This window comes from Variovorax sp. SPNA7 (assembly GCF_033807855.1).
Classification (GTDB): domain Bacteria; phylum Pseudomonadota; class Gammaproteobacteria; order Burkholderiales; family Burkholderiaceae_C; genus Variovorax; species Variovorax beijingensis.
Genome location: NZ_CP138514.1, coordinates 868016 through 887410, shown reverse-complemented (window position 1 = coordinate 887410; position 19395 = coordinate 868016). Strand labels below are relative to the sequence as shown.

Here is a 19395-nt window from a genome sequence, read left to right as displayed (position 1 = left end):
CGGTCAGTCTTTGGCGATGAGCGCGTCGAGCTGCTTGTCGGCGTCCGCGCAGGCCTGCGCGGGCGTCTTCTGGCCCAGCAGGAGTTCGGTCGCGGCCTGGCCGATGAAGTCGCGCGAGGCCGGATTGGCGACGATCGGGTACCCCACCTCGGAGGTGCCGGTGCGGGCCAGCTCGTTGACGGCCGCCACCCATTCGGCGCGCACCGGCTGCTCGTCCGTCCAGGCCTTGTAGCCGGGCGACTTGGCCACGGCCGAGCGCGGCGGCGCCACCCCGTCGAGCGCGAGCCTGGCCTGGACCGCGGGGCTGGTGGCCCACTGCACGAAGTACCAGGCGGCTTCCTTGTTCTTGCTGTGCGCCGACACCGACATCGTCCACCCGATGACGGTCGGGTGCGAACCGCCCGGGCCCGCGGGCAGCACCGCGACCGCGGTGTCTTTCAGGCGCGCGCCGCCGTCCATCACGTTGCGCAGCTCGTTCGACGACTCGAAGGCCATCGCCGCCTTGCCTTCGCGGTACAGCGAGGAGATTTGATAGAAGCTGTAGTTCACGACACCCGGCGGGCCGTAGTCCTTCAGCAGCTTGGCATACAGCGCCAGCGAGGCCTGGCCTTCCTTGCTGCACAGCTGCGACTTGCCGTCCTTCATGTACTGCCCGCCCATGTTGTGCAGGAACACGCTGTAGGTGAAGGGCAGTGCGGGCTTGAGGCCGCGCGACACGAAGGGCGTGACGCCCGGCTCGCAGCTTTTGAGCTTGCCCGCCACGGCCTCGAGTTCGGACAGGCTCCTGGGCAGCGTCACGCCGCACTTCTGGAACAGGTCCTTGCGGTAGTACAGCACCGGTCCCTCGACGTTCATCGGGATGCCGGTGAGCTGCTTGTCGTGGGTGGCGTCCTTGAGCATGCCGGCGCTCAGGTCCGCAAAGTCGTAGTCCTTGGCGCTCGCGGTCTTCACCAGCTCCGAGAGGTCGGCATACCAGCCGGCCTTGGCAAACTGCATGCCCTCGCGCGAGGGCAGCGACATGAACACGTCGACTTCGTCGCTGCGCGAGTTCATCACGGTGACCAGGCGCTGGCGCATCTGCTGCTCCTGGTAGGAGTCGACCTTCAGCGTCATGCCGGTCTGCTGCTCGAAATCGGCCTTGTGCTTGAGCAGCGCGTTGGCCACCGGGTTGTTGTTGGCGAGGAAGGTCAGGGTCTTGCCCTGGTGCTTCTTCCAGTTGAATTCCTGCGCGAAGGCGCCACTGGCGCACGAAGCCGCAACGAGGAGGGCGACGGCACGCACAGTGGTGCGAACAAAGGGGCGGTTGCCCGGATGGCGGTAGGCCTGGCTCATTTCCTTGTCTCCTTTGACGTGTCGAAGGCGGTCATCGAGGCGAGCAATTCGTCATGTAACCGTTTACAAAATTATCGGAATAGGCTCCGTCGATGTCAATGTGCAAAGAGCTGTCATCCAGGGAGATTGATAGGGGATTTCCCTGAAAATCGGTTGTAAACGGCTACGTATCGTTTCCTGTAAACTGTTTCATCATGAAGCCGAAATCAGTGGGAATCCGCGACGTCGCAAAACACGTGGGCGTCTCGACGGCCTCGATTTCGCGCACCCTCAACAACCCCGAGTCGGTGAGCCCCGAGCTGCGCATGCGCATCGATGCGGCCATCGCCGAGCTGGGCTACATCCCCGATGCGGCGGCGCGCGCGCTGTCGTCGCGCCGCACGCGCACCATCGGCGCGATCATTCCAACGGTGGACAACGCGATGTTCGCGCGCGGCATCGAGGCACTGCAGAGCTACCTGTCGCTGCAGGGCTACCTGCTGCTGCTGTCGACCAGCGGCTACGACCCCGAAACCGAGGCGCGGCAGGCGCAGAACATGGTGAGCCGCGGCATCGACGGGCTCATCCTGCGCGGCGACATGCACACCGACGCGCTGCGCCGGCTGCTCGCATCGCAGCGCATTCCCTTCGTGAACGTGGGCGTGTACCACCCGGACAAGCCGTATGCCTCGGTCGGAGGCAACAACGAGGCGGCCGCCTACCGCGCCTGCCGCTACCTGATCGAGCTCGGCCACACGCGCATCGGCATGGTGGCGGCGATCTCGTCCAACAACGACCGCGCCACGGCGCGCGTGTCGGGCGTGCGGCGCGCGCTGGCGGAGCACGGGCTTTCGCTGAAGCCCGAGTGGTACATCGAGGTGCCCTACCACCTGGACGATGCGCGCCAGGGCGCGCGGTCGCTGCTGTCGTCACCGCGCGAGGGCTGGCCCACGGCGGTGGTCTGCGGCAACGACGTGATCGCCTACGGCGTGCTGCTGGAGGCCGAGCGCCACGGGCTCGACGTGCCCAACGACCTGTCGGTGATGGGCTTCGACGATCTGGAGTGGAGCCGGCACCTGCGTCCGAGCCTCACGACCATGCACGTGCCCACCGACGAGGTCTGGACCCGCGCGGGGGAGTATCTGGTCAAGTCGCTGTCGGGCCGGGCGGCCGCGCTGCACCATGAAGTCGATGTGTCGCTGGTGGTGCGCGAATCGACGTCGAGGCCCAGGCCGGCCGGGGGCCGGAAAGCGCGCTGAGGCGCCTGCGTCAAGAATCCGGCGGGCGCCGGTCCTTGCCTCACGCGCGCATGGGCGCGCGGCTTCTGTCGTTGTTGGCCGTGACGAACTTGGCGAGCAGCTTCATGAAATCGCGGCGCTCCTGCTCGCTCATGGTGCTGAAGAGCGCGTCCTGCATCTCGGCCATTGCGGGCACCGTCTGCGAGAGCAGTTCGGTGCCCTCAGCGGTCAGGCGCAGTTCGCGCTGACCGCGTGCCAGCACCTGGCGCGTGATCCATCCCTTGGTCTCCAGCCGCGCGGCAATGTCGGCGGCGGTGGAGGTGTCGAGCGCCACCTGCTGGGCCAGCGTGACCTGGTCGATGCCCGGGTTCTTCTGCAAGGTGCGAAGGATCGCGTACTGGACCGGTGTGATGTCGCGCCCCAGCTTCTCGTGGAACACCGACACCGCGATCTGATGGGCCCGGCGGATCAGGTGCCCGGGCTGGTCGTTGATGTCGATCTCGGCGGCGTCGGAAGTGGGGCTGGGCATGGATGTCGAAACCTGAATCGGGTCCCGGCGGTAAAGGCGGAGCCTGCGATTCTATGGCTCCGCTGCGCCGCGCCGGCGCCTACAGGTCGAGCACCAGCATCGGCGAACGCGAGCGCGAACAGCAGGGGGTGAACTGGTCGTTGGCCGCCTGTTCTTCCGGCGACAGGTACATGTCCTTGTGGTCCGGCTCGCCTTCCAGCACGCGCGTGAGGCAGGTGCCGCACACGCCCTGTTCGCAGGAGGTCGCCACCTCGACGCCCGCCGCGGCAAGCGCCTGCACCACCGTGCAATCCTTGGGCACCGTGACGATGCGCCCCGAGCTCGCGAGCTTGACCTGGAATTCCGCATCGGCGTCCGACGCGGCGATCTCGGCCGAGAAGAACTCGTAGTGCAACTGGTCGGCCGGCCAGCCGGCGGTGCGCGCGGCCTCCAGCACCCAGTCCATGAAACCCTTGGGGCCGCAGACATACAGGTGCACGCCGGGCTGCGGCGTGCCGATCGCCGCCGGCAGCGACAGCTTTTGTGCCGCGTCCCCGTCGTCGAAGTGGAACTGCACCTGCGATGCGAACGCGGACTGCGCGATGCGCCCGGCAAAGGCGGTGCGCTCGCGCGAGCGCGTGCAGTAGTGCATCTCGAACGGCGCCGCGCTCAGTGCCAGCCGCTCGGCCATGCACAGGATCGGCGTCACGCCGATGCCGCCCGCGATCAGCACGCTGCGCGTGGCCGCATGCGCCAGCGGAAAGTGGTTCTTCGGTGCGCTGATGCGCAGCAGGCTGCCCTCCTGCACCAGTTCATGCATCGCCTGCGAGCCGCCGCGCGATGCAGGATCGCGCAGCACGCCGATCAGGTAGCGGTGGCTTTCCTGCGGATCGTTGCACAGCGAGTACTGGCGCGTGAGGCCGTTCGGCAGATGCACGTCGATGTGCGAGCCGGCCGAGAACGCCGGCAGGGCCTGCCCCTCGGCGTGCACCAGCTCGAAGGTGCAGATGTCCAGCGCCTCCGCATGCTTGCGGGCGACGCGCACGTTCAGTTCGGAGGCGTTCATGCTGCACCTGCCGGAGTCGCTGGGGCGGCCTCGCCTTCCTGCGCGATCAGGCGCTCCAGCACGCGGCGCGACTGCACGCCGCCCGAGTCGATGTTGAGCTTCAGCAGCGAGCGGTTCGGATGCGCGAGCAGGTTGCGCTGCTGGGATTCGAGCATCTCCAGGTCTTCGCTGAAGATCTTGCCCTGGCCTTCGCGGATCGATGCGGTCAGCGCCTTGTCGTGCGGCTGGAAGTTGCGCGCCATGCCCCAGAAGTACCAGTGCGAGGTCTCGGTCTCGGGCGTGATGAAGTCCACCACGATGCTCGACACCTTGTGCGCCGCGTCGGCGTGGTAGCCGCCCTTGCCGGCGTGGGCGACGCCCACTTCGATCAGCACGTGGCTCGGCGGCGTGAAGCGGCAGATCTGCCAGCGGTCGACCGGCACGTCGTCGGCCAGGTGGTTGCCGCGCAGCGCCATGCGCCAGAAGGGCGGCGCCGAGATGTTCTCCATGAAGCGGCTGGTGGTGACCTGGTCGCCCTCGGTCTTGGTGGTGGTGGGCGTCTCGTCGATTTCCTTCTGGCCGATGCTGGTCGCGTGCACGTAGGTCTCGTGCGTCAGGTCCATCAGGTTGTCGATCATCAGGCGGTAGTCGCACTGGATGTGGAACAGGCCGCCGCCGTAGGCCCAGTCGGGGCTTTCGGCCCATTCGAGGTGATGCAGCTTGGCCGGGTCGGCCAGGGCGGGGTCGCCGGGCCAGATCCAGACGAAGCCGTAGCGCTCGATCACCGGGAAGGAGCGGATCGGCGGAAAGCCCCGCACGCGCTGCCCGGGCATGGCGACGGTCTTGCCGTCGCAGCCCATCTCCAGTCCGTGGTAGCCGCACACCAGCTTGCCCTCGACCACGCGGCCCAGCGACAGGGGCGCGCCGCGATGCGGGCAGAAGTCTTCCAGCGCCGTGGCCTTGCCTTCCGCGGCGCGGTAGAGCACCAGGTTCTCGCCACAGATCTTGCGGCCCAGAGGCTTGTCGTCGATCTCGTTGCCTGTGCAGGCCACGTACCAGGTGTTTTTCGGGAACATATGGCTTTCCTTTGGATGGCTGGGTTGAGAGGAGGGGGCGTTCAGTGCGCGCTGGCCACGCGGCCGGCCGGCTGTGCCTTGGCGCTGCGGCGCAGTGCGAGCACGGCGGCCATCGCCGCGACCAGCGGCAGCGCATAGGCGTAGTAGAGATGCGGCGGCTGCCAGCCGCGGTCGAGCAGCATCCCGGCGATGAGCGGCGCAAGGATGGCTCCGATGCGGCCGATGCCGATCGCCCATCCCATGCCGGTCGTGCGCACGGCGGCCGGGTAGATCACCGGTGCGAATGCATAGAGCCCGGCCATCGAGCCGAAGATGAATCCGCCGATCAGGAAGGCGATCGCGAACGATGCGCCGAGGTGGCCGGTGGCCGCGCCGAACGCGGCCATGGCCAGCGCCGTGATGACCAGGCTGGCGGCCGTCAGGCGCCCGAGGTCCAGCCGCGCGACGAGCAGCCCGAACAGGCTGCCGCCGACGATGCCGCCGATGTTCAGCAGCACGCCGCCGGTGATGCCCTCGCGCGCCGACAGTCCCGCCGAGACCAGCAGCTTCGGCGTCCAGCTGAGCGCGAAGTAGAAGCCGAACATCAAGAGGAAGAACGCGGCCCACAGCAGCAGCGTCGAGCGCGCCAGGCCCCCGTTGAACAGGCTCGCCACCGTGGAGCCGGAGCGCTCGCCGGCCGGCGGCAGCGGCGGGAGTTCGGCCAGTTCGGGGCGCTTCATCTGGCGCAGCAGCGCGTTGAGCTTGCGCAGCGCGCCGGCGGGGCGCCTGGAGACGAGGAAGTCGACCGATTCGGGCAGGCGCCACAGCACCAGCGGAATCATCAGCGCCGTGGCAAGGCCGCCGAAGACGAACACCGAACGCCAGCCGTAGTGCTCCAGCAGCACCGCGGCAATGCTGCCGCCGATGGTCGCGCCGATCGGATAGCCGGTCGCCTGCAGGGCCACCGCGGTGCTGCGCCACTTGTTCGAGGCGTATTCGGAGGTGATGACGCCCACGCTGGCCAGCATGCCGCCGATGCCCACGCCGGTGAGCGCGCGCAGCGCCGCCAGCTGCGTGCTGCTCCGGGCCAGCGCCGACAGTCCCATGCCGAGCGCAATCACCACCAGGCACAGCAGGATGATGGCTTGCCGCCCGAACCGATCGGCCAGCGGTGCGAGGAACAGCGAGCCGGCGGCCATGCCGAACAGGCCGGCACTGAACAGCACGCCGAGCTGTGCGCCGCTGAGCTTCCACTCGGCCGACACGCTGGCGGCGGTGAAGGCCATCACCAGCACGTCGAAGCCGTCGAGCATGATCAGCGTGATGCAGATCGCGATTGCGCTCCACTGGAAGCGGCTCATGGGGCCTTCGTCGAAGGTCTTGCGTAGATCGTGGGTCAATTTGTCTCCTTGTGCAGGGCAGCCAAGTACATTGCTGGCGCTCCTTGATTCAGTACACTGAACGACAATCAGTGTACTGAATCATCCCGCCTGGAATCAAGGGCTTATCGACTGGGGTTTACCCTTGGCCGGAGCGGCGGGCCAGCGGGGTCATGCAGGCACCGGCTGCACCGTCGGTGCGCACACGCGGTTGCGCCCGCCGGTCTTGGCCGCGTACAGCGCCTTGTCGGCGGCCCGGATCAGCTCCTTGGGCTGGCCTGCCTTCCCGGCCGCGGGGCTGAGCGCGTCCACGCCCGCGCTCAGCGTCACGAACCCGTCGGCGGAGCCGGTGTGCTCGATCTTCAGGTCCCGCACGGCGCTGCGGATGCGTTCGGCCAGCATCACGGCGCCCGCCACGTCGGTGTTCGGCAGCAGCACCGCCAGCTCTTCTCCGCCATAGCGCGCCGCCAGATCCCCGGGGCGCCGGGAGGCGACGCGGGCGATGGTGCGGCCGATGGTCTGCAGGCACTCGTCGCCTGCGGCATGGCCGTAGATGTCGTTGTATTGCTTGAAGCAATCCACATCCATCATGATCAGCGCCAGCGTGCTCGCCGTGCGCGCCGCGCGGCTGTATTCGCTGTCCAGCGCCACGTCGAACTGCCTGCGGTTCGCGAGCCCGGTCAGGCCGTCTTCCATGGCCAGGGTGTTGAGGGTCTTGTTGAGCGTTTCCAGCGCATCGCGCGCCTGCCGCAGCTCGGCCTCGGTGCGGGTCTGGAGCTGGAACTGCCGCACCAGCCGCCATCCGGTGAAGCCGACGATCAGGGTCAGCAGAAGAACGCCACCCGAATGCCAGAGCGTCTCGCGCCACCAGTTGGCCAGGATCTCATCCTTGGACAGGGCCGCGGAGACGAACAGCGGATAGTTGGCCAGGCGCCGGAAGCTGTTCAACCGTGTCACGCCGTCCTGCGCCGACTTGATGTAGGCCGTGCCGACCGGCCCTTGCGCGGTGTAGGCGCGGAAGAGCTGGGTCTCCAGCATGTTCCGGCCCACCATCTCGGGGCTGTAGGGCCGGCGCGTCATCATGGTTCCGTTTTCGAGCACCAGCGCGACGGCGCCGGCCTGGCCGATGTCGAGGCTGTCGTAGAACCTGGAGAAGAACTCGACGTGGATCGTTGCGAGCGCCACGCCGGCAAAGCTGCCGTCCGCATGATTGATGCGCCGCGAAACCGGAACCAGCAGCCTGCCGTTGGTGCGGCTTTTCACCGGAATGCCGATGTGCGGTCCGCGGTCCGCATGCGTGCGGTGATAGACGAAATACTCCCGGCCCGCGTTGTTCAGGTTTTCCGGCGGCGTGGAACGGGAGTTCGCAACCCAGTTGCCGTCCTTGTCGTAGATGTGCAGGCCGTCGAGCTGCGGCAGTTCGGCGACTCGCAGGGACAGCACACGGCGAAGCCGCGCCACGTCGGCCGGAGCGGTGCCGTCCTGCTCGACGCGTTCGACCATGCCGACCAGCACCGTGTCGGCCTTCTTGATGGCGTCGTCGGCCTGCTGCGCCATGGCGCGCGCGAGGTTCGACGTGGCCACGTTCATCTGCTGGAGCTGGTCGGCGCGCGACTCCCAGCTGTTCCAGAAGTCGATCGCCAGGAGGCTGAGGCAGACCACGGCCACGAAAGCCATGGTCCGGGCGGTGATGGAGGGTCCGCGGAGCACTACGCGCTTTCAGGGCAATGAAGCATGGCAGGCATGGGAGGTGGGGGCGTCTCGCCGGAGGCGGACGCGGCCCCAATGTATCCGAATGCGACGCCCTGCGCGCACCCGGCAGCCGCTTGATTTTTTGCGCGTCAGCCGGTCGGCAGCTGGCGCAGCTTGCGGTAGAGCGTGTTCCGGCTGATCCCCAGGCGCCGCGCGGCTTCGGAGAGATTCCCCGCGCATGACTGCATCGCCTGGGCCACCGCGCGTGCCGAGACGGCCTTCAGGTCCGCCGCGCCGCCGGCGGCCATGGCGGCCGCGGTGGACACCGCGGGCTCCGGCGCGGAAATGCCGCGCAGTTCGTCGGCCAGGTCGTCGGGCAGGTGCCACCAGTCGATCTGCGCCTCGTGCTCGCCCAGCAGCGCGCAGGCGGTGTGCAGCGCGCTGTTCAGCTGGCGCAGGTTGCCGGGCCAGCGGTAGCGCGACATGGCCAGCGCGAGTTCCGGCGCCAGCCGCAGCTCGCGCCCGGGCTCGATGCTGCGCAGCATCTGCGCGACCAGGTGCGGCATGTCCTGCCGTTCATGCAGCGCCGGCAGCTGGAGCGCCAGTCCGTTGAGCCGGTAGTACAGGTCCTCGCGGAAGCGCCCGGCCTCGATCTCGCGGCGCAGGTTGCGGTGCGTCGCGCACACCAGGCGGAAGTCCACCGCCACCGGCTTGCCGCCGCCCAGCGGCGTCACCTGCCGGTCCTGCAGCACGCGCAGCAGCCGTGCCTGCAGTGCGAGCGGCATGTCGCCGATCTCGTCGAGCAGCAGCGTGCCGCCGTGCGCCTCGCGGATGCGGCCGGCCGCGCCTTCGCGGCTCGCGCCAGTGAAGGCGCCGGGCCGGTAGCCGAAGAGCTCGGCCTCGATCAGCTGTTCCGGCAGCGCGGCGCAGTTGACTGCGACGAAGGGCCCGTTCCGGCGCGTGCCGCTCGCATGCAGCGCCCGCGCGAACACTTCCTTGCCGACGCCGGAGGCGCCCAGCAGCAGCCAGGAGATCGGCTTGTCCAGCAAGCGCCGGGCGCGCTCGACGGCGGCGTGCATGGCCGGGTCGCCGGTGTCCAGCGCGGCCAGCGCGTCGACGTGCGTTTCGGCCGCACGCGGCGCCGGGGCACTGCCGTGCGAAGCCGCGAGCACATGGCGGCCGGCCTCCACGCGCAGCCAGAGCGCGCTGCCGTCGTGCCGGCGCACCGTGCGCGGCGCGCCGGCCGGCTGGCGGCACCAGGCCATCAGCGTCGGCACATCCAGCTGCAGCAGCTGTTCGATGGATGCGGCGCCCACGTCGGCGCGGGACAGGCCCAGCATCGCGAGCGCGGCCGCATTCGCGCCTATCAGCCGGCCGTCGTCCGACAGCGCCAGCAGGCCCTCGGCCACGCTGCCGATGCCCTCGGGCTGCAGATGCAGGCGCAGCCGCAGGTCGGCGGCGTGGCGCGTGTCGAACAGCTTCTGCTCGACCGTGCGCACCGCCAGCCGCACCAGCGCCAGCGCATGGCGGTGGTGGCCGCGGTGGTCGCCCGAGATGTCGAGCACGCCCAGCATGCAGCCGTCGGGGCCGGTGATCGGCGCGGCCGTGCAGGTGAGAAAACCGTTGCGGTCCAGGTAGTGCTCGCCGGCATGCACCACCACCGGCGCCGCATCGGCCAGCGCGGTGCCGATCGCATTGGTGCCGCGCCAGCGTTCGTGCCAGTTGGCACCGGGACGCAGCGCCACGCGCTGCGCACGGTCCGCAAAATTCGCATCGCCCATGGCCTCCAGCAGCATGCCCTGCGCGTCGGCGAGGATCACCAGGCTGTCGGTGTCGCGCATCTGCTCGAACAGGAACTCCATCACCGGCCGCGCATGGGAGGCCAGTTCGCGCTGCTGTTCGAGCGCGCGTGCGAGCTGCGCCGCGGAGGCGTGGGGCGCGCCCGGCGCCCGGCCGGCCGGTGCCAGGCCGAAGCCGCGGCTGCGCTCCCAGCTTCGGCGCAACGCGGCATCGATAAGGCCGTCGGCCACTTCGCCGGTGGTCGTCAATTGGCGGCGCGCCTCGCGCAGGCGCGAGCCCGGCGTGCGGGCGGCGACGTGGTGGGAATTCGTCTGCATCTCTGTTGTCTCCAGTCGGACCTCTCTGGGCCTTGGTGTCACGGCATCGAACGGTTCGAGCATGAATGCGGCGGTGCACTGTTCCGTTTAGTGACAGGTGCTCAGCGCGGCACGCTCTGCTGCGCAGTCTGGCGCAGGAAACTGACCCGGTTCTTGCGCCAGATCAGAGCATTCGCGCCCAAGACGGGGTGGCATGGCGCGTGCAATGCAGCCCCGGGACCGCGCGGCATCCGGCTTGCGCAGTCGCCTTCCACCCCTTACCCGACGGAGACAAGAGACCATGCAATACGCCAGCCCCAACACCCCCGGTGCAAAGATCGACTTCAAGCCGGCCTACGACAACTTCATCAACGGCAAGTTCGTGCCGCCCGTGAAGGGCCAGTACTTCGACGTGATCACGCCGATCAGCGGCAAGCCCTACACCCGTGCCGCCCGCTCGGGTGCGGAAGACATCGAGCTGGCGCTCGACGCCGCCCATGCGGCCGCGGGCCAATGGGGACGCACCTCGCCGGCCGAGCGCGCCAACCTGCTGCTGAAGATTGCCGACCGGCTGGAGCAGAACCTCGAGCTGCTCGCCTATGCAGAAACCGTGGACAACGGCAAGCCGATCCGCGAGACGCTCAACGCCGACATTCCGCTGACCATCGACCATTTCCGCTACTTTGCCGGCTGCCTGCGCGCACAGGAAGGCGCGCTGAGCGAGATCGACGAGAACACCATCGCCTATCACTTCCATGAGCCGCTGGGCGTGGTGGGGCTGATCATTCCGTGGAACTTCCCGATCCTGATGGCCGCGTGGAAGCTCGCGCCGGCCATCGCCGCAGGCAACTGCGTGGTGCTCAAGCCCGCCGAATCCACGCCCGTGAGCATCATGGTGATGGCCGAGCTGCTGGCCGACCTGCTGCCGCCCGGCGTGCTCAATATCGTGAACGGCTACGGCCGCGAGGCCGGCATGGCGCTGGCGGGCAGCAAGCGCATCGCGAAGATCGCCTTCACGGGCTCCACCGCCACGGGCCGCGTCATCGCGCAGGCCGCGGCCGGCAACCTGATCCCGGCCACGCTGGAGCTCGGTGGCAAGAGCCCCAACATCTTCTTCGAGGACATCGCCGATGCGGACGACGACTTCTTCGACAAGGCCATCGAAGGCCTGGTGCTGTTCGCCTTCAACCAGGGCGAGGTCTGCACCTGCCCGTCGCGCGCGCTGATCCAGGAATCGATCTACGACAAGTTCATGGCGCGCGCGCTCGAGCGCATCAAGGCCATCAAGCAGGGCCATCCGCTGGACACCGACACCATGATGGGCGCGCAGGCCTCGGCCATCCAGATGGACAAGATCATGAGCTACCTCGCGCTCGGCAAGGAAGAGGGCGCGCAGTGCCTGACCGGCGGCGGCCGCGCGCAGCTCGGCGGCGAACTGGCCGGCGGCTACTACATCGAGCCCACGCTGTTCAAGGGCCACAACAAGATGCGCATCTTCCAGGAAGAGATCTTCGGTCCCGTGCTCGCCATTGCCACCTTCAAGACCGAGGCCGAGGCGCTAGAGATTGCCAACGACACGCCCTATGGCCTGGGCGCCGGCGTGTGGACGCGCAACGGCAGCACCGCCTACCGCATGGGCCGCGCCATCCAGGCCGGCCGCGTGTGGACCAACTGCTACCACGCCTACCCGGCGCACGCCACCTTCGGCGGCTACAAGGAATCGGGCATCGGCCGCGAGACGCACAAGATGATGCTCGACCACTACCAGCAGACCAAGAACCTGCTCGTGAGCTATTCGCCGAAGAAGCTCGGGTTCTTCTGACCGCGCAGGGACCCGAAGATTACGATCCTGTAATCCAGCCGGCGGGAAACCGTCGGACTGGACGGTTAGAGTGGCACGCATGCCCGTCGAATACGGACAGGCATTGCCGCTCTAACTACAATCTCCGCATGCACCGGGTTCGCCTCTTCGTCCTCTGGATCGTGATGTTTGCCGTGCCCTTCCAGGCGTACGCGGCTGCCGCCATGGTCTTTTGCGGACCGGGCCATGAGGGTGCTGCCCTGGCGGTTGCGGCAACCGCCGCGCCGGCCGGAGCGCATCGGCATGCGCAGCAGGCGCACGGCGATGGGCATGCAGACCATCACCACCACGAAGCCGCTGTGCAGGACGCCGGGCCATCCGCCAGCGAGCACAGCGCCGACACCACCGGCCATGCGGATACGGATGGCATGCACAAGTGCGGCACCTGCGGCGCCTGCCACGCCACCGCGCTCACCAGCACGCTGGAACTGATCGTGTTCCAGGGCCTTCCCCGCGCCGACCTGACCGAGCCCGCCAGCACGGTGGCCACGGTCGCGCCGCGCCTTCTCGACAAACCTCCTCGCGCCTGAAGCGTTCGTGCGCCTGCGCGCGCCCGGTCACGGGCCGCAGCAGTTCGCATGCATCGCCTGCGTCATGCCCCTTCGGCCGGCTTGACGCATTCCGTTCATGAACACGCGAGGATTCCATGTTCCATTCATTGCCGGCCCGTTGGCTGGCTGTTCTTCCGGCCATGGCGGCGGCGCTCGCTGCCGCGGCCCAGCCGGCACCGGCCCCCGCGCCGAGCCCTGAGACAGCAGCCACCCGCGCGCCCACCACGCTGAGCTACAAGTCCGCGCTCGAGGGCTATCGGCCCTTTACCGACGACAAGCCCATTCCCTGGAAGGAGGCCAACGAGACCGTCCGCCAGCGCGGCGGCTGGAAGGCCTATGCCGAAGAGACGGCGGGTGGCGGCGCCTCCGAGGCGCCCGCCGCGCACCAGGGGCACACGATGCCCATGCCTCCCGCCGGCAAGGAGAAGAAGCCATGAAGCGCGCCTTGCGCCTCACGGCCGCCGCTGCTGCGGCCCTTGTGCTCGCCGGCTGCGCCTCGGTCGGCATCGATGACGCGCTGCAGGACACCAACACCCAGGCCGGGCAGTTCACCGGCGGCAAGCTCGAGCTCAGCCGCACGCAGGAACAGCGTGACCGCCGTTCGGCGCTCGCGCAGGAGCTGCTGTCCAGGCCGATTTCGCAAAGCGACGCGGTGCAGCTCGCGCTCACCAACAGCCCCGCGGTGCAGGCGCTGGTCGCGCAGAGCTGGGGCGACATCGCCGCGGCCAACCAGTCGAGCCGGCTGCCCAACCCGGTCTTCAGCTTCGAGCGCATGCGCCTGGGCAGCGAGCTCGAACTCGGGCGGCTCCTGTCCTTCGGCCTCGTGGACCTCATCCTGCTGCCGCAGCGCCTGTCGATCTCGCGCAGCCAATCGAGCCAGGCCAAGGTGCAGCTCACCGGCGCCGTGGTCGACCAGGTCACGCAGGTGCGGCAGGCCTGGGTCCGCGCGGTGGCCGCGCAGCAGATGCTGCAGTACGCCGAGCAGGTCAACCGATCGGCCCAGGCCAGCGCGGAACTCGCGCGGCGCATGCAGCAGATCGGCAACTTCAGCAAGCTGCAGCGCGCGCGCCAGCAGGTCTTCTATGCCGACGCGACCACGCAGCTGGCCTCGGCGCAGCACGCCTCCACCGCCGCGCGCGAGGAGCTGGTGCGTGCACTGGGGCTCGACGATGCGCAGGCCGCCAGGCTGGCCTTGCCCGACCGGCTCCCCGACCTGCCGAAGGCAGCGCGCGACGCCAGGGAAGTGGCCGCCACCGCGACCGAGCAGCGCCTGGACGTGCAGCTCGCGCGCGCGCAGCTCGACGTGGCGGGCAAGTCGCAGGGCATCAACCTGCTGTCGACCTTCGTCGATGTCGAGGTGGGCGGCCGGCGCGACACCGTGTTCGACAACGCCGAAGGCACCAAGGGCACGCGGCGCGGCTTCGAGCTCGACATCCGGCTGCCGCTGTTCGACTGGGGCTCGGCGCAGCGCGATGCATTGAACGCGCAATCGCTGGCCGCGGCCAACCGCTACGACGCCACAGTGCGCGGCGCTTCTTCCCAACTGCGCGAAGGCTACTCGGCCTACCGCACCGCCTACGACATCGCGCGGCACTACCGCGACGAGATCGTGCCGCTGCGCCAGGCCATGGCCGACGAGAACGTGCTTCGCTACAACGGCATGCTGATCGGCGTCTTCGAACTGCTGGCCGAAGCGCGCGACCAGATCGCGAGCGTGAGCAACGCCATCAACGCCCAGCAGCAGTTCTGGCTGGCCGATGCCGCGCTGGCGGCCTCCGTGATCGGCAAGCCCACGGCCATGGGTGCTTCAACCGCCGGTGGGGGCGCCGAAGCCGCCCCCACCGGCGCTGCTCATTGAATGCGCCAACCGCGCCCACCAACGATTCGAACGACATGACAAACAGACGCAACTTCCTTGGCGGCGCCGCCGGTGCCATCACCGGCGCCCTTGCGGCCGCGAGCGTGAGCAAGGTGGCGATGGCCGCGCTGCCCGAGCCCGTGACCCAGACCACGCCCAACACCATGCCGCCGCTCATGCCATCGGGTGGTCGGCCCTACAACCCCGTGGTCACGCTCAATGGCTGGACGCTGCCCTGGCGCATGAACAACGGCGTGAAGGAATTCCACCTGGTGGCCGAGCCCGTGGTGCGCGAGATGGCGCCCCGCTTCAAGGCCAACCTGTGGGGCTACAACGGCCAGTCGCCCGGCCCGACCATCGAGGTGGTCGAAGGCGACCGCGTGCGAATCTTCGTGACCAACAAGCTGCCCGAGCACACCAGCGTGCACTGGCACGGCCAGCGCCTGCCCAACGGCATGGACGGCGTCTCGGGCCTGACCCAGCCGCCGATCCGCCCGGGCAAGACCTTCGTCTACGAGTTCGTCGCGCGCCGCCCCGGCACCTTCATGTACCACCCGCACGCGGACGAGATGACGCAGATGGCCATGGGCATGATGGGCTTCTGGGTGACGCACCCCAAGGCCGAGCATCCGCTGATCGAGAAGGTCGACCGCGACTTCGTGTTCCTGCTCAACGCCTACGACGTGGAGCCCGGCAGTGCCACGCCCAAGATCATGACCATGCTGGACTTCAACCTGTGGTCCTGGAACAGCCGCATCTTTCCCGGCATCGATTCGCTCAACGTGCGGCTCAACGACAAGGTGCGCATCCGCATCGGCAACCTCACGATGACCAACCACCCGATGCATCTGCACGGGCACGAGTTCCTCGTCACCGGCACCGATGGCGGACCGACGCCCAAAAGCACGCGCCAGTACGAGGTGACCGCCGACGTGGCCGTCGGCCAGATGCGCCAGATCGAGTTCCTGGCCGACGAGGAGGGCGACTGGGCCTTCCACTGCCACAAGAGCCACCACACCATGAACGCGATGGGCCACGACGTGCCCACCCTCATCGGCCTGGACCACAAGGACGTGGCCAAGCAGATCACGAACCTCGTGCCCGACTACATGGTGATGGGCGAGCGCGGCATGGCCGACATGGGCGAGATGGAAATGCCCATTCCCGACAACACCGCGCGAATGATGACCGGCGAAGGGCCCTTCGGCTCGGTCGAGATGGGCGGCATGTTCAGCGTGGTGAAGGTGCGCAGAAACCAGAAGCCCGGCGACTACAGCAACCCCGGCTGGTTCAAGCATCCCAAGGGCACCGTGGCCTACGAGCTCGACGGACCGGCGCCCGAAAGCTCGCGCCAGCGCGACGCCGGCGCGGCCGCGATGCCTGCGCGGAACATGCCCGCGAAGAACATCGAAGTGCAGATCCGCAAGCCCGGCAGCGGCCACTCCGGCCACTGAGTTTTTCTGTTCGTTCCTTCTTTCTCTTTCTTCTAACCAACCCTCCAAAGGAAAACCATGAAGCACAGCATCCTCCGCAACGCCGCTTTCGCGGCACTCACCGCGCTGGCGGCCGCAGGCGCCTCTGCCGCCGGCAACCACACCGGGGGCCACGGCCACGGCAACGCCGATGCGGCCATCGGCCAACCCGGCGTGGCTGCCAAGGCCACGCGAACCATCAACGTCGACATGACCGACGGCATGCGCTTCACGCCCGCCGACATCAAGGTGAAGCAGGGCGAGACCGTGCGCTTCGTCGTCAAGAACTCCGGCCAGCTGAAGCACGAACTCGTGCTCGGCACCGAGAAGGAACTCAAGGAGCACTACGAAGCCATGAAGAAGAACCCCGAGATGGAGCACGCCGATCCGAACATGGTGACCCTGGCCGCGGGCAAGAGCGGCGAGATCGTGTGGCAGTTCACCAAGGCCGGCAAGGTCGACTTCGCATGCCTGCAGCCGGGCCACTACGACGCCGGCATGAAGGGCGCCGTGACGGTGGCCAGCAAGACCGCTGCCGCCAAGTAAGAAGAAACCCAACCTCCAGGAGAGACACGACCATGTCGAAGATTCGCATTGCACTCATGGCGGCGCTGGCCGCATTCGCTTTCACGGTCTCTGCCGCGGAGCTTGCCGATGGCGAGATCCGCAAGGTGGACAAGGACAACAAGAAACTCACGATCAAGCACGGCCCGCTCAAGAGCCTGGACATGCCCGGCATGACCATGGTCTTCGGGGTGAGCGACGAGACCGTGCTGGACAAGTTCCAGCCGGGGGACAAGGTTCGCTTTGATGCGCAGAAGGCGGATGGGAAGATTGTTGTGACGCATATCGAGCCTGCGCGCTGAGAAGGGCGGGAGCTTCGGCGAGCGAGCACCCCCGTACCAACAACCCAGCTTCAGCGGCTGCGTGACAGGCGGCGTTTTTTGTTTCTGGGCAGCCCGGAAGAACTACTCGCGCACGTCAACGCCGTGCGGGCCTGCGCTCTGGACCAACTCCACATCCGGGCCGAAGTCTCTGTGCGGGGGCTCGTGGCCAGACAGCTTTTTGTACAGGGCGCACAAGTAGGCAGACTTGTCCTCGATTTCATCGAGGCCCACAGCTTGCGGCACTACCCAACTCCAGAGCTTCTCGATCTGACCTGACGACCAGATGTACTCCAAGGCTTCCAGAACTCTTTGCTTGCTCACTGGGCCGAAGCTATCGAAGTCCACTTTCATTGCATCGAACAGCTTGGTGCGACAAGGCTCTTCGTTGATGTGGAACTCATCGAGTTCGTCATCGCTCGTGGCGAGCAGGTAGTAGTACATCTTGTGGATGTAACGAGGAAATATTTTTGTCGTCATGGATCGAGATCGGGATAAGCAGTGATGATCCCTTTGGGACCTCCGACCACAGTTGCATGAGTGATTGGCCGCGATCAGTGCCTTCACGTCGGTCTTCTCGCCGTTCCAGGTCCGCTCGATGAGGTTGCCGCGCTCGTCCCAGGTGTAGGGGTGCCAGCGCCAGCGTAGTCCTTGAGCTATTGCCTGACATCGATGCCGTGCGGCCCGATGGCATCGACCAATTCCACATCCGAGCCGAAGTCTCTTTGTAGCGGCTCATGCCCCACCAACTTCGCGTAGAGCGCGCGCAAGTAGCCCGGCTTGTCTTCGACTTCATCAAGTGGCACTGCTTGCGGCACAACGTACCCCCAAAACTTGTCAATCTGACCCGAAGATAGGATGAACTCGATGGCCTCCAGAACCCGTTGCTTGCTCAAAGGACCGAAGCGATCGAAATCGACCTTCATCGCGCCAAACAACTTGGTGCGGCAATCAGCATCATTAATGTAGAAATCGGCTAGGTCGTCGTCGCTCATGGACCCCAAGTAGTAGTCCAGTTCACGGATGTAGTCAGGGAAGATTTGCTTCATAGATCAAGGCCCAAGTTCCGGGTATGCAGGATTGTTCCATTTGGCGCTCGAAATACGGTTGCCTTTGTGGTTGTCTCCGGACAACTCCCACCTCTTCTATATCCCTCACCGATAACACACCTCATATCAGCGGTTATCAGCCATCAGTGCCTTCACATCGGTGGTCGGTGTCAGCCGCATGCTGCCGGCCTGCGAACCTGGACGTGTCGCCGCCCCAGGTCGATGGGCGTTTTTTACCACTCTATGTAAGCATCGTTTTCATAGAAGAAATTGAATGCCTCGAATAGTTGATCGATTGATGGATCTTCGATCTGATCTTTCGCGTTTTCGATGACATCTTCAATGTCTTCTTTTGATAAGGTGATTTTCCAGCCTTGAGCTTCAAATTCGCCTCGAATTTTCTTTTCATCTGCCGGCAAGAGGGCCATATCTGCGGAATAAAAGAAACCTTCTGACTCTAAACTCCAAGGCTGAGGGCCCACGTATAGCCATCCCTTGAATTTCTCAATTTCTTCGATGGCTTCTTTTTGATGGAAATTTTTTGAATCTTTGGAATTTCATTCGCCACGAATTAAGATCCAATGTACTTGTATTGCAGTCTTAGGTCTGGAGCTTGCTCAAAGAGCTCAACATGTAATATTGGCTCGCTTGGTTTGTCATTAACCCATAGAACGCACTCCGCACCCCATCTATTTTCATCATTCATCTTGAATAATTCAATATTTGGTCTTTTGGATTTTTCCGCCGAAAAGGCGAATTCAAATGGAGCAACTCCGAGTGAGAACTTCTCGCCAGGGTGGTACTCGCGAATAATTTCTAGAATTTCCTCGACCAAAGCTTGGGAAACATTGAATTGATCTTTTAGCTCTTGTTGATCGCATTTATCTATCGCCCGAACAAATTCATCGAGAAGCTTGTGGGCGTGAATCCGAAATTTATCATTCGCTTCCATTTGATTCCGGTTCATACCAAACATCCTCGTACCCATTTTCGTCTATGATGAATTTAAAGCCTGGGGCTAACGCGAGATATTTTTGTGCGATAGGAAGAATTTCAGAAATATGCTCCACATGCATAGGGGGAAAAATTCCTCAGCATCTGAAAATTCGCCTGCCCATAAATACCATCCACATGTGTCATTTTTTCGAGCGCGACGCACACCATATATGGGGGTTTTCGTCAATGACTTCAGGGCAATTCCAAGCTTTTCTTCTTCGCCGCAAAAAAAGGCCGGAGATTGGTATTTTTCGCAAACCTTTTGTTGTTCTTCTTTTAGATCACTATTTGTCATTTTTTAGAACTTGCCTTCATGACTTTAGAACCATAGAAGGTACTGGGGCATGACCGCTCGAGACGTTGTGGAGCAATGCGGCCGTACTGTTGCACTTGCATGCCC

Annotated in this window: 21 protein-coding genes; 8 read left to right on the top strand and 13 right to left on the bottom strand. The window is 65.8% G+C overall.

From position 1 onward, the window contains the following. Positions 1-3 precede the first annotated feature (3 nt). Positions 4-1332: an ABC transporter substrate-binding protein gene (locus RZE77_RS31900; protein WP_319442684.1), complete on the bottom strand. Its 1329-nt coding sequence runs from the start codon at positions 1330-1332 to the stop codon at positions 4-6. A gap of 194 nt (positions 1333-1526) precedes the next feature. On the opposite strand from RZE77_RS31900, the gene RZE77_RS31895 reads away from it, so the two are divergent. Continuing rightward, positions 1527-2570 (top strand): LacI family DNA-binding transcriptional regulator, encoded by a 1044-nt coding sequence (locus RZE77_RS31895; RefSeq protein ID WP_124961970.1) that lies wholly within the window; start codon positions 1527-1529, stop codon positions 2568-2570. A gap of 40 nt (positions 2571-2610) precedes the next feature. On the opposite strand, the gene RZE77_RS31890 is transcribed toward RZE77_RS31895, so the two are convergent. From RZE77_RS31890 to RZE77_RS31865, 6 genes are all read right to left on the bottom strand, one after another. Beyond that, on the bottom strand, positions 2611-3078 hold the full coding sequence (locus tag RZE77_RS31890; RefSeq protein ID WP_319442683.1) for a MarR family winged helix-turn-helix transcriptional regulator: 468 nt from the start codon (positions 3076-3078) through the stop codon (positions 2611-2613). Positions 3079-3157: 79 nt separating this feature from the next. Beyond that, positions 3158-4123 (bottom strand): PDR/VanB family oxidoreductase, encoded by a 966-nt coding sequence (locus RZE77_RS31885; RefSeq protein ID WP_319442682.1) that lies wholly within the window; start codon positions 4121-4123, stop codon positions 3158-3160. Continuing rightward, the gene (locus tag RZE77_RS31880; protein WP_319442681.1) at positions 4120-5178 is read right to left on the bottom strand and encodes an aromatic ring-hydroxylating dioxygenase subunit alpha; all 1059 of its coding nucleotides are present in this window, start codon (positions 5176-5178) and stop codon (positions 4120-4122) included. Before RZE77_RS31880 ends, RZE77_RS31885 begins: the two co-directional genes overlap by 4 nt. 41 nt (positions 5179-5219) lie before the next feature. Then, positions 5220-6557: an MFS transporter gene (locus tag RZE77_RS31875; RefSeq protein WP_319442680.1), complete on the bottom strand. Its 1338-nt coding sequence runs from the start codon at positions 6555-6557 to the stop codon at positions 5220-5222. Between the two features lie 150 nt (positions 6558-6707). Further along, positions 6708-8213, bottom strand: a complete 1506-nt coding sequence (locus tag RZE77_RS31870) for a sensor domain-containing diguanylate cyclase (protein WP_319442679.1) — start codon at positions 8211-8213, stop codon at positions 6708-6710. A 164-nt stretch (positions 8214-8377) separates the two neighbouring features. Beyond that, a complete protein-coding gene (locus RZE77_RS31865; RefSeq protein WP_319442678.1) occupies positions 8378-10345 on the bottom strand; it encodes a sigma-54-dependent Fis family transcriptional regulator in 1968 nt (655 codons plus the stop codon). A 280-nt stretch (positions 10346-10625) separates the two neighbouring features. On the opposite strand from RZE77_RS31865, the gene adh reads away from it, so the two are divergent. The 7 genes from adh to RZE77_RS31830 all read left to right on the top strand — a co-directional run bounded on the left by adh (position 10626) and on the right by RZE77_RS31830 (position 16932). After that, positions 10626-12146, top strand: coding sequence for an aldehyde dehydrogenase (gene adh, locus RZE77_RS31860; RefSeq protein WP_319434082.1), 1521 nt, complete (start codon positions 10626-10628; stop codon positions 12144-12146). A 128-nt stretch (positions 12147-12274) separates the two neighbouring features. Continuing rightward, a complete protein-coding gene (locus tag RZE77_RS31855; RefSeq protein WP_319442677.1) occupies positions 12275-12715 on the top strand; it encodes a hypothetical protein in 441 nt (146 codons plus the stop codon). Between the two features lie 116 nt (positions 12716-12831). Then, positions 12832-13173 (top strand): hypothetical protein, encoded by a 342-nt coding sequence (locus RZE77_RS31850; protein ID WP_319442676.1) that lies wholly within the window; start codon positions 12832-12834, stop codon positions 13171-13173. Beyond that, positions 13170-14594 (top strand): TolC family protein, encoded by a 1425-nt coding sequence (locus tag RZE77_RS31845; RefSeq protein WP_319442675.1) that lies wholly within the window; start codon positions 13170-13172, stop codon positions 14592-14594. Before RZE77_RS31850 ends, RZE77_RS31845 begins: the two co-directional genes overlap by 4 nt. 35 nt (positions 14595-14629) lie before the next feature. Beyond that, positions 14630-16048 carry a multicopper oxidase family protein gene (locus RZE77_RS31840; RefSeq protein WP_319442674.1) on the top strand — a complete coding sequence of 473 codons (1419 nt, stop codon included), beginning with the start codon at positions 14630-14632 and terminating at the stop codon, positions 16046-16048. 57 nt (positions 16049-16105) lie between these two features. Then, on the top strand, positions 16106-16612 hold the full coding sequence (locus RZE77_RS31835) for a cupredoxin domain-containing protein (RefSeq protein WP_319442673.1): 507 nt from the start codon (positions 16106-16108) through the stop codon (positions 16610-16612). Positions 16613-16644: 32 nt separating this feature from the next. After that, the gene (locus RZE77_RS31830; protein ID WP_319442672.1) at positions 16645-16932 is read left to right on the top strand and encodes a copper-binding protein; all 288 of its coding nucleotides are present in this window, start codon (positions 16645-16647) and stop codon (positions 16930-16932) included. Positions 16933-17034: 102 nt separating this feature from the next. On the opposite strand, the gene RZE77_RS31825 is transcribed toward RZE77_RS31830, so the two are convergent. The 6 genes from RZE77_RS31825 to RZE77_RS31805 form a co-directional block, all read right to left on the bottom strand. Continuing rightward, positions 17035-17394, bottom strand: coding sequence for a hypothetical protein (locus RZE77_RS31825; RefSeq protein ID WP_319442671.1), 360 nt, complete (start codon positions 17392-17394; stop codon positions 17035-17037). A gap of 212 nt (positions 17395-17606) precedes the next feature. Further along, positions 17607-17945: a hypothetical protein gene (locus RZE77_RS31820; RefSeq protein WP_319442670.1), complete on the bottom strand. Its 339-nt coding sequence runs from the start codon at positions 17943-17945 to the stop codon at positions 17607-17609. A gap of 287 nt (positions 17946-18232) precedes the next feature. Further along, a complete protein-coding gene (locus tag RZE77_RS31815) occupies positions 18233-18517 on the bottom strand; it encodes a DUF7716 domain-containing protein (protein WP_455685331.1) in 285 nt (94 codons plus the stop codon). Between the two features lie 53 nt (positions 18518-18570). After that, the gene (locus RZE77_RS31810) at positions 18571-18966 is read right to left on the bottom strand and encodes a hypothetical protein (RefSeq protein WP_319442668.1); all 396 of its coding nucleotides are present in this window, start codon (positions 18964-18966) and stop codon (positions 18571-18573) included. Beyond that, a complete protein-coding gene (locus RZE77_RS33375; RefSeq protein ID WP_455685330.1) occupies positions 18938-19075 on the bottom strand; it encodes an immunity protein Imm33 domain-containing protein in 138 nt (45 codons plus the stop codon). The genes RZE77_RS31810 and RZE77_RS33375 overlap by 29 nt, the downstream gene beginning before the upstream one ends. Beyond that, positions 19018-19290, bottom strand: a complete 273-nt coding sequence (locus RZE77_RS31805; protein WP_319442667.1) for an immunity protein Imm33 domain-containing protein — start codon at positions 19288-19290, stop codon at positions 19018-19020. The genes RZE77_RS33375 and RZE77_RS31805 overlap by 58 nt, the downstream gene beginning before the upstream one ends. Positions 19291-19395: the final 105 nt, after the last annotated feature.

Coding starts and splice junctions, on each gene's coding strand:
- RZE77_RS31900 (WP_319442684.1), bottom strand. CDS start 1,332: ATGAGCCAGGCCTACCGCCATCCGGGCAACCGCCCCTTTGTTCGCACC.
- RZE77_RS31895 (WP_124961970.1), top strand. CDS start 1,527: ATGAAGCCGAAATCAGTGGGAATCCGCGACGTCGCAAAACACGTGGGC.
- RZE77_RS31890 (WP_319442683.1), bottom strand. CDS start 3,078: ATGCCCAGCCCCACTTCCGACGCCGCCGAGATCGACATCAACGACCAG.
- RZE77_RS31885 (WP_319442682.1), bottom strand. CDS start 4,123: ATGAACGCCTCCGAACTGAACGTGCGCGTCGCCCGCAAGCATGCGGAG.
- RZE77_RS31880 (WP_319442681.1), bottom strand. CDS start 5,178: ATGTTCCCGAAAAACACCTGGTACGTGGCCTGCACAGGCAACGAGATC.
- RZE77_RS31870 (WP_319442679.1), bottom strand. CDS start 8,213: ATGGCTTTCGTGGCCGTGGTCTGCCTCAGCCTCCTGGCGATCGACTTC.
- RZE77_RS31865 (WP_319442678.1), bottom strand. CDS start 10,345: ATGCAGACGAATTCCCACCACGTCGCCGCCCGCACGCCGGGCTCGCGC.
- adh (WP_319434082.1), top strand. CDS start 10,626: ATGCAATACGCCAGCCCCAACACCCCCGGTGCAAAGATCGACTTCAAG.
- RZE77_RS31855 (WP_319442677.1), top strand. CDS start 12,275: ATGCACCGGGTTCGCCTCTTCGTCCTCTGGATCGTGATGTTTGCCGTG.
- RZE77_RS31850 (WP_319442676.1), top strand. CDS start 12,832: ATGTTCCATTCATTGCCGGCCCGTTGGCTGGCTGTTCTTCCGGCCATG.
- RZE77_RS31845 (WP_319442675.1), top strand. CDS start 13,170: ATGAAGCGCGCCTTGCGCCTCACGGCCGCCGCTGCTGCGGCCCTTGTG.
- RZE77_RS31840 (WP_319442674.1), top strand. CDS start 14,630: ATGACAAACAGACGCAACTTCCTTGGCGGCGCCGCCGGTGCCATCACC.
- RZE77_RS31835 (WP_319442673.1), top strand. CDS start 16,106: ATGAAGCACAGCATCCTCCGCAACGCCGCTTTCGCGGCACTCACCGCG.
- RZE77_RS31830 (WP_319442672.1), top strand. CDS start 16,645: ATGTCGAAGATTCGCATTGCACTCATGGCGGCGCTGGCCGCATTCGCT.
- RZE77_RS31825 (WP_319442671.1), bottom strand. CDS start 17,394: ATGTACTACTACCTGCTCGCCACGAGCGATGACGAACTCGATGAGTTC.
- RZE77_RS31820 (WP_319442670.1), bottom strand. CDS start 17,945: ATGAGCGACGACGACCTAGCCGATTTCTACATTAATGATGCTGATTGC.
- RZE77_RS31810 (WP_319442668.1), bottom strand. CDS start 18,966: ATGAACCGGAATCAAATGGAAGCGAATGATAAATTTCGGATTCACGCC.
- RZE77_RS33375 (WP_455685330.1), bottom strand. CDS start 19,075: ATGCATGTGGAGCATATTTCTGAAATTCTTCCTATCGCACAAAAATAT.
- RZE77_RS31805 (WP_319442667.1), bottom strand. CDS start 19,290: ATGACAAATAGTGATCTAAAAGAAGAACAACAAAAGGTTTGCGAAAAA.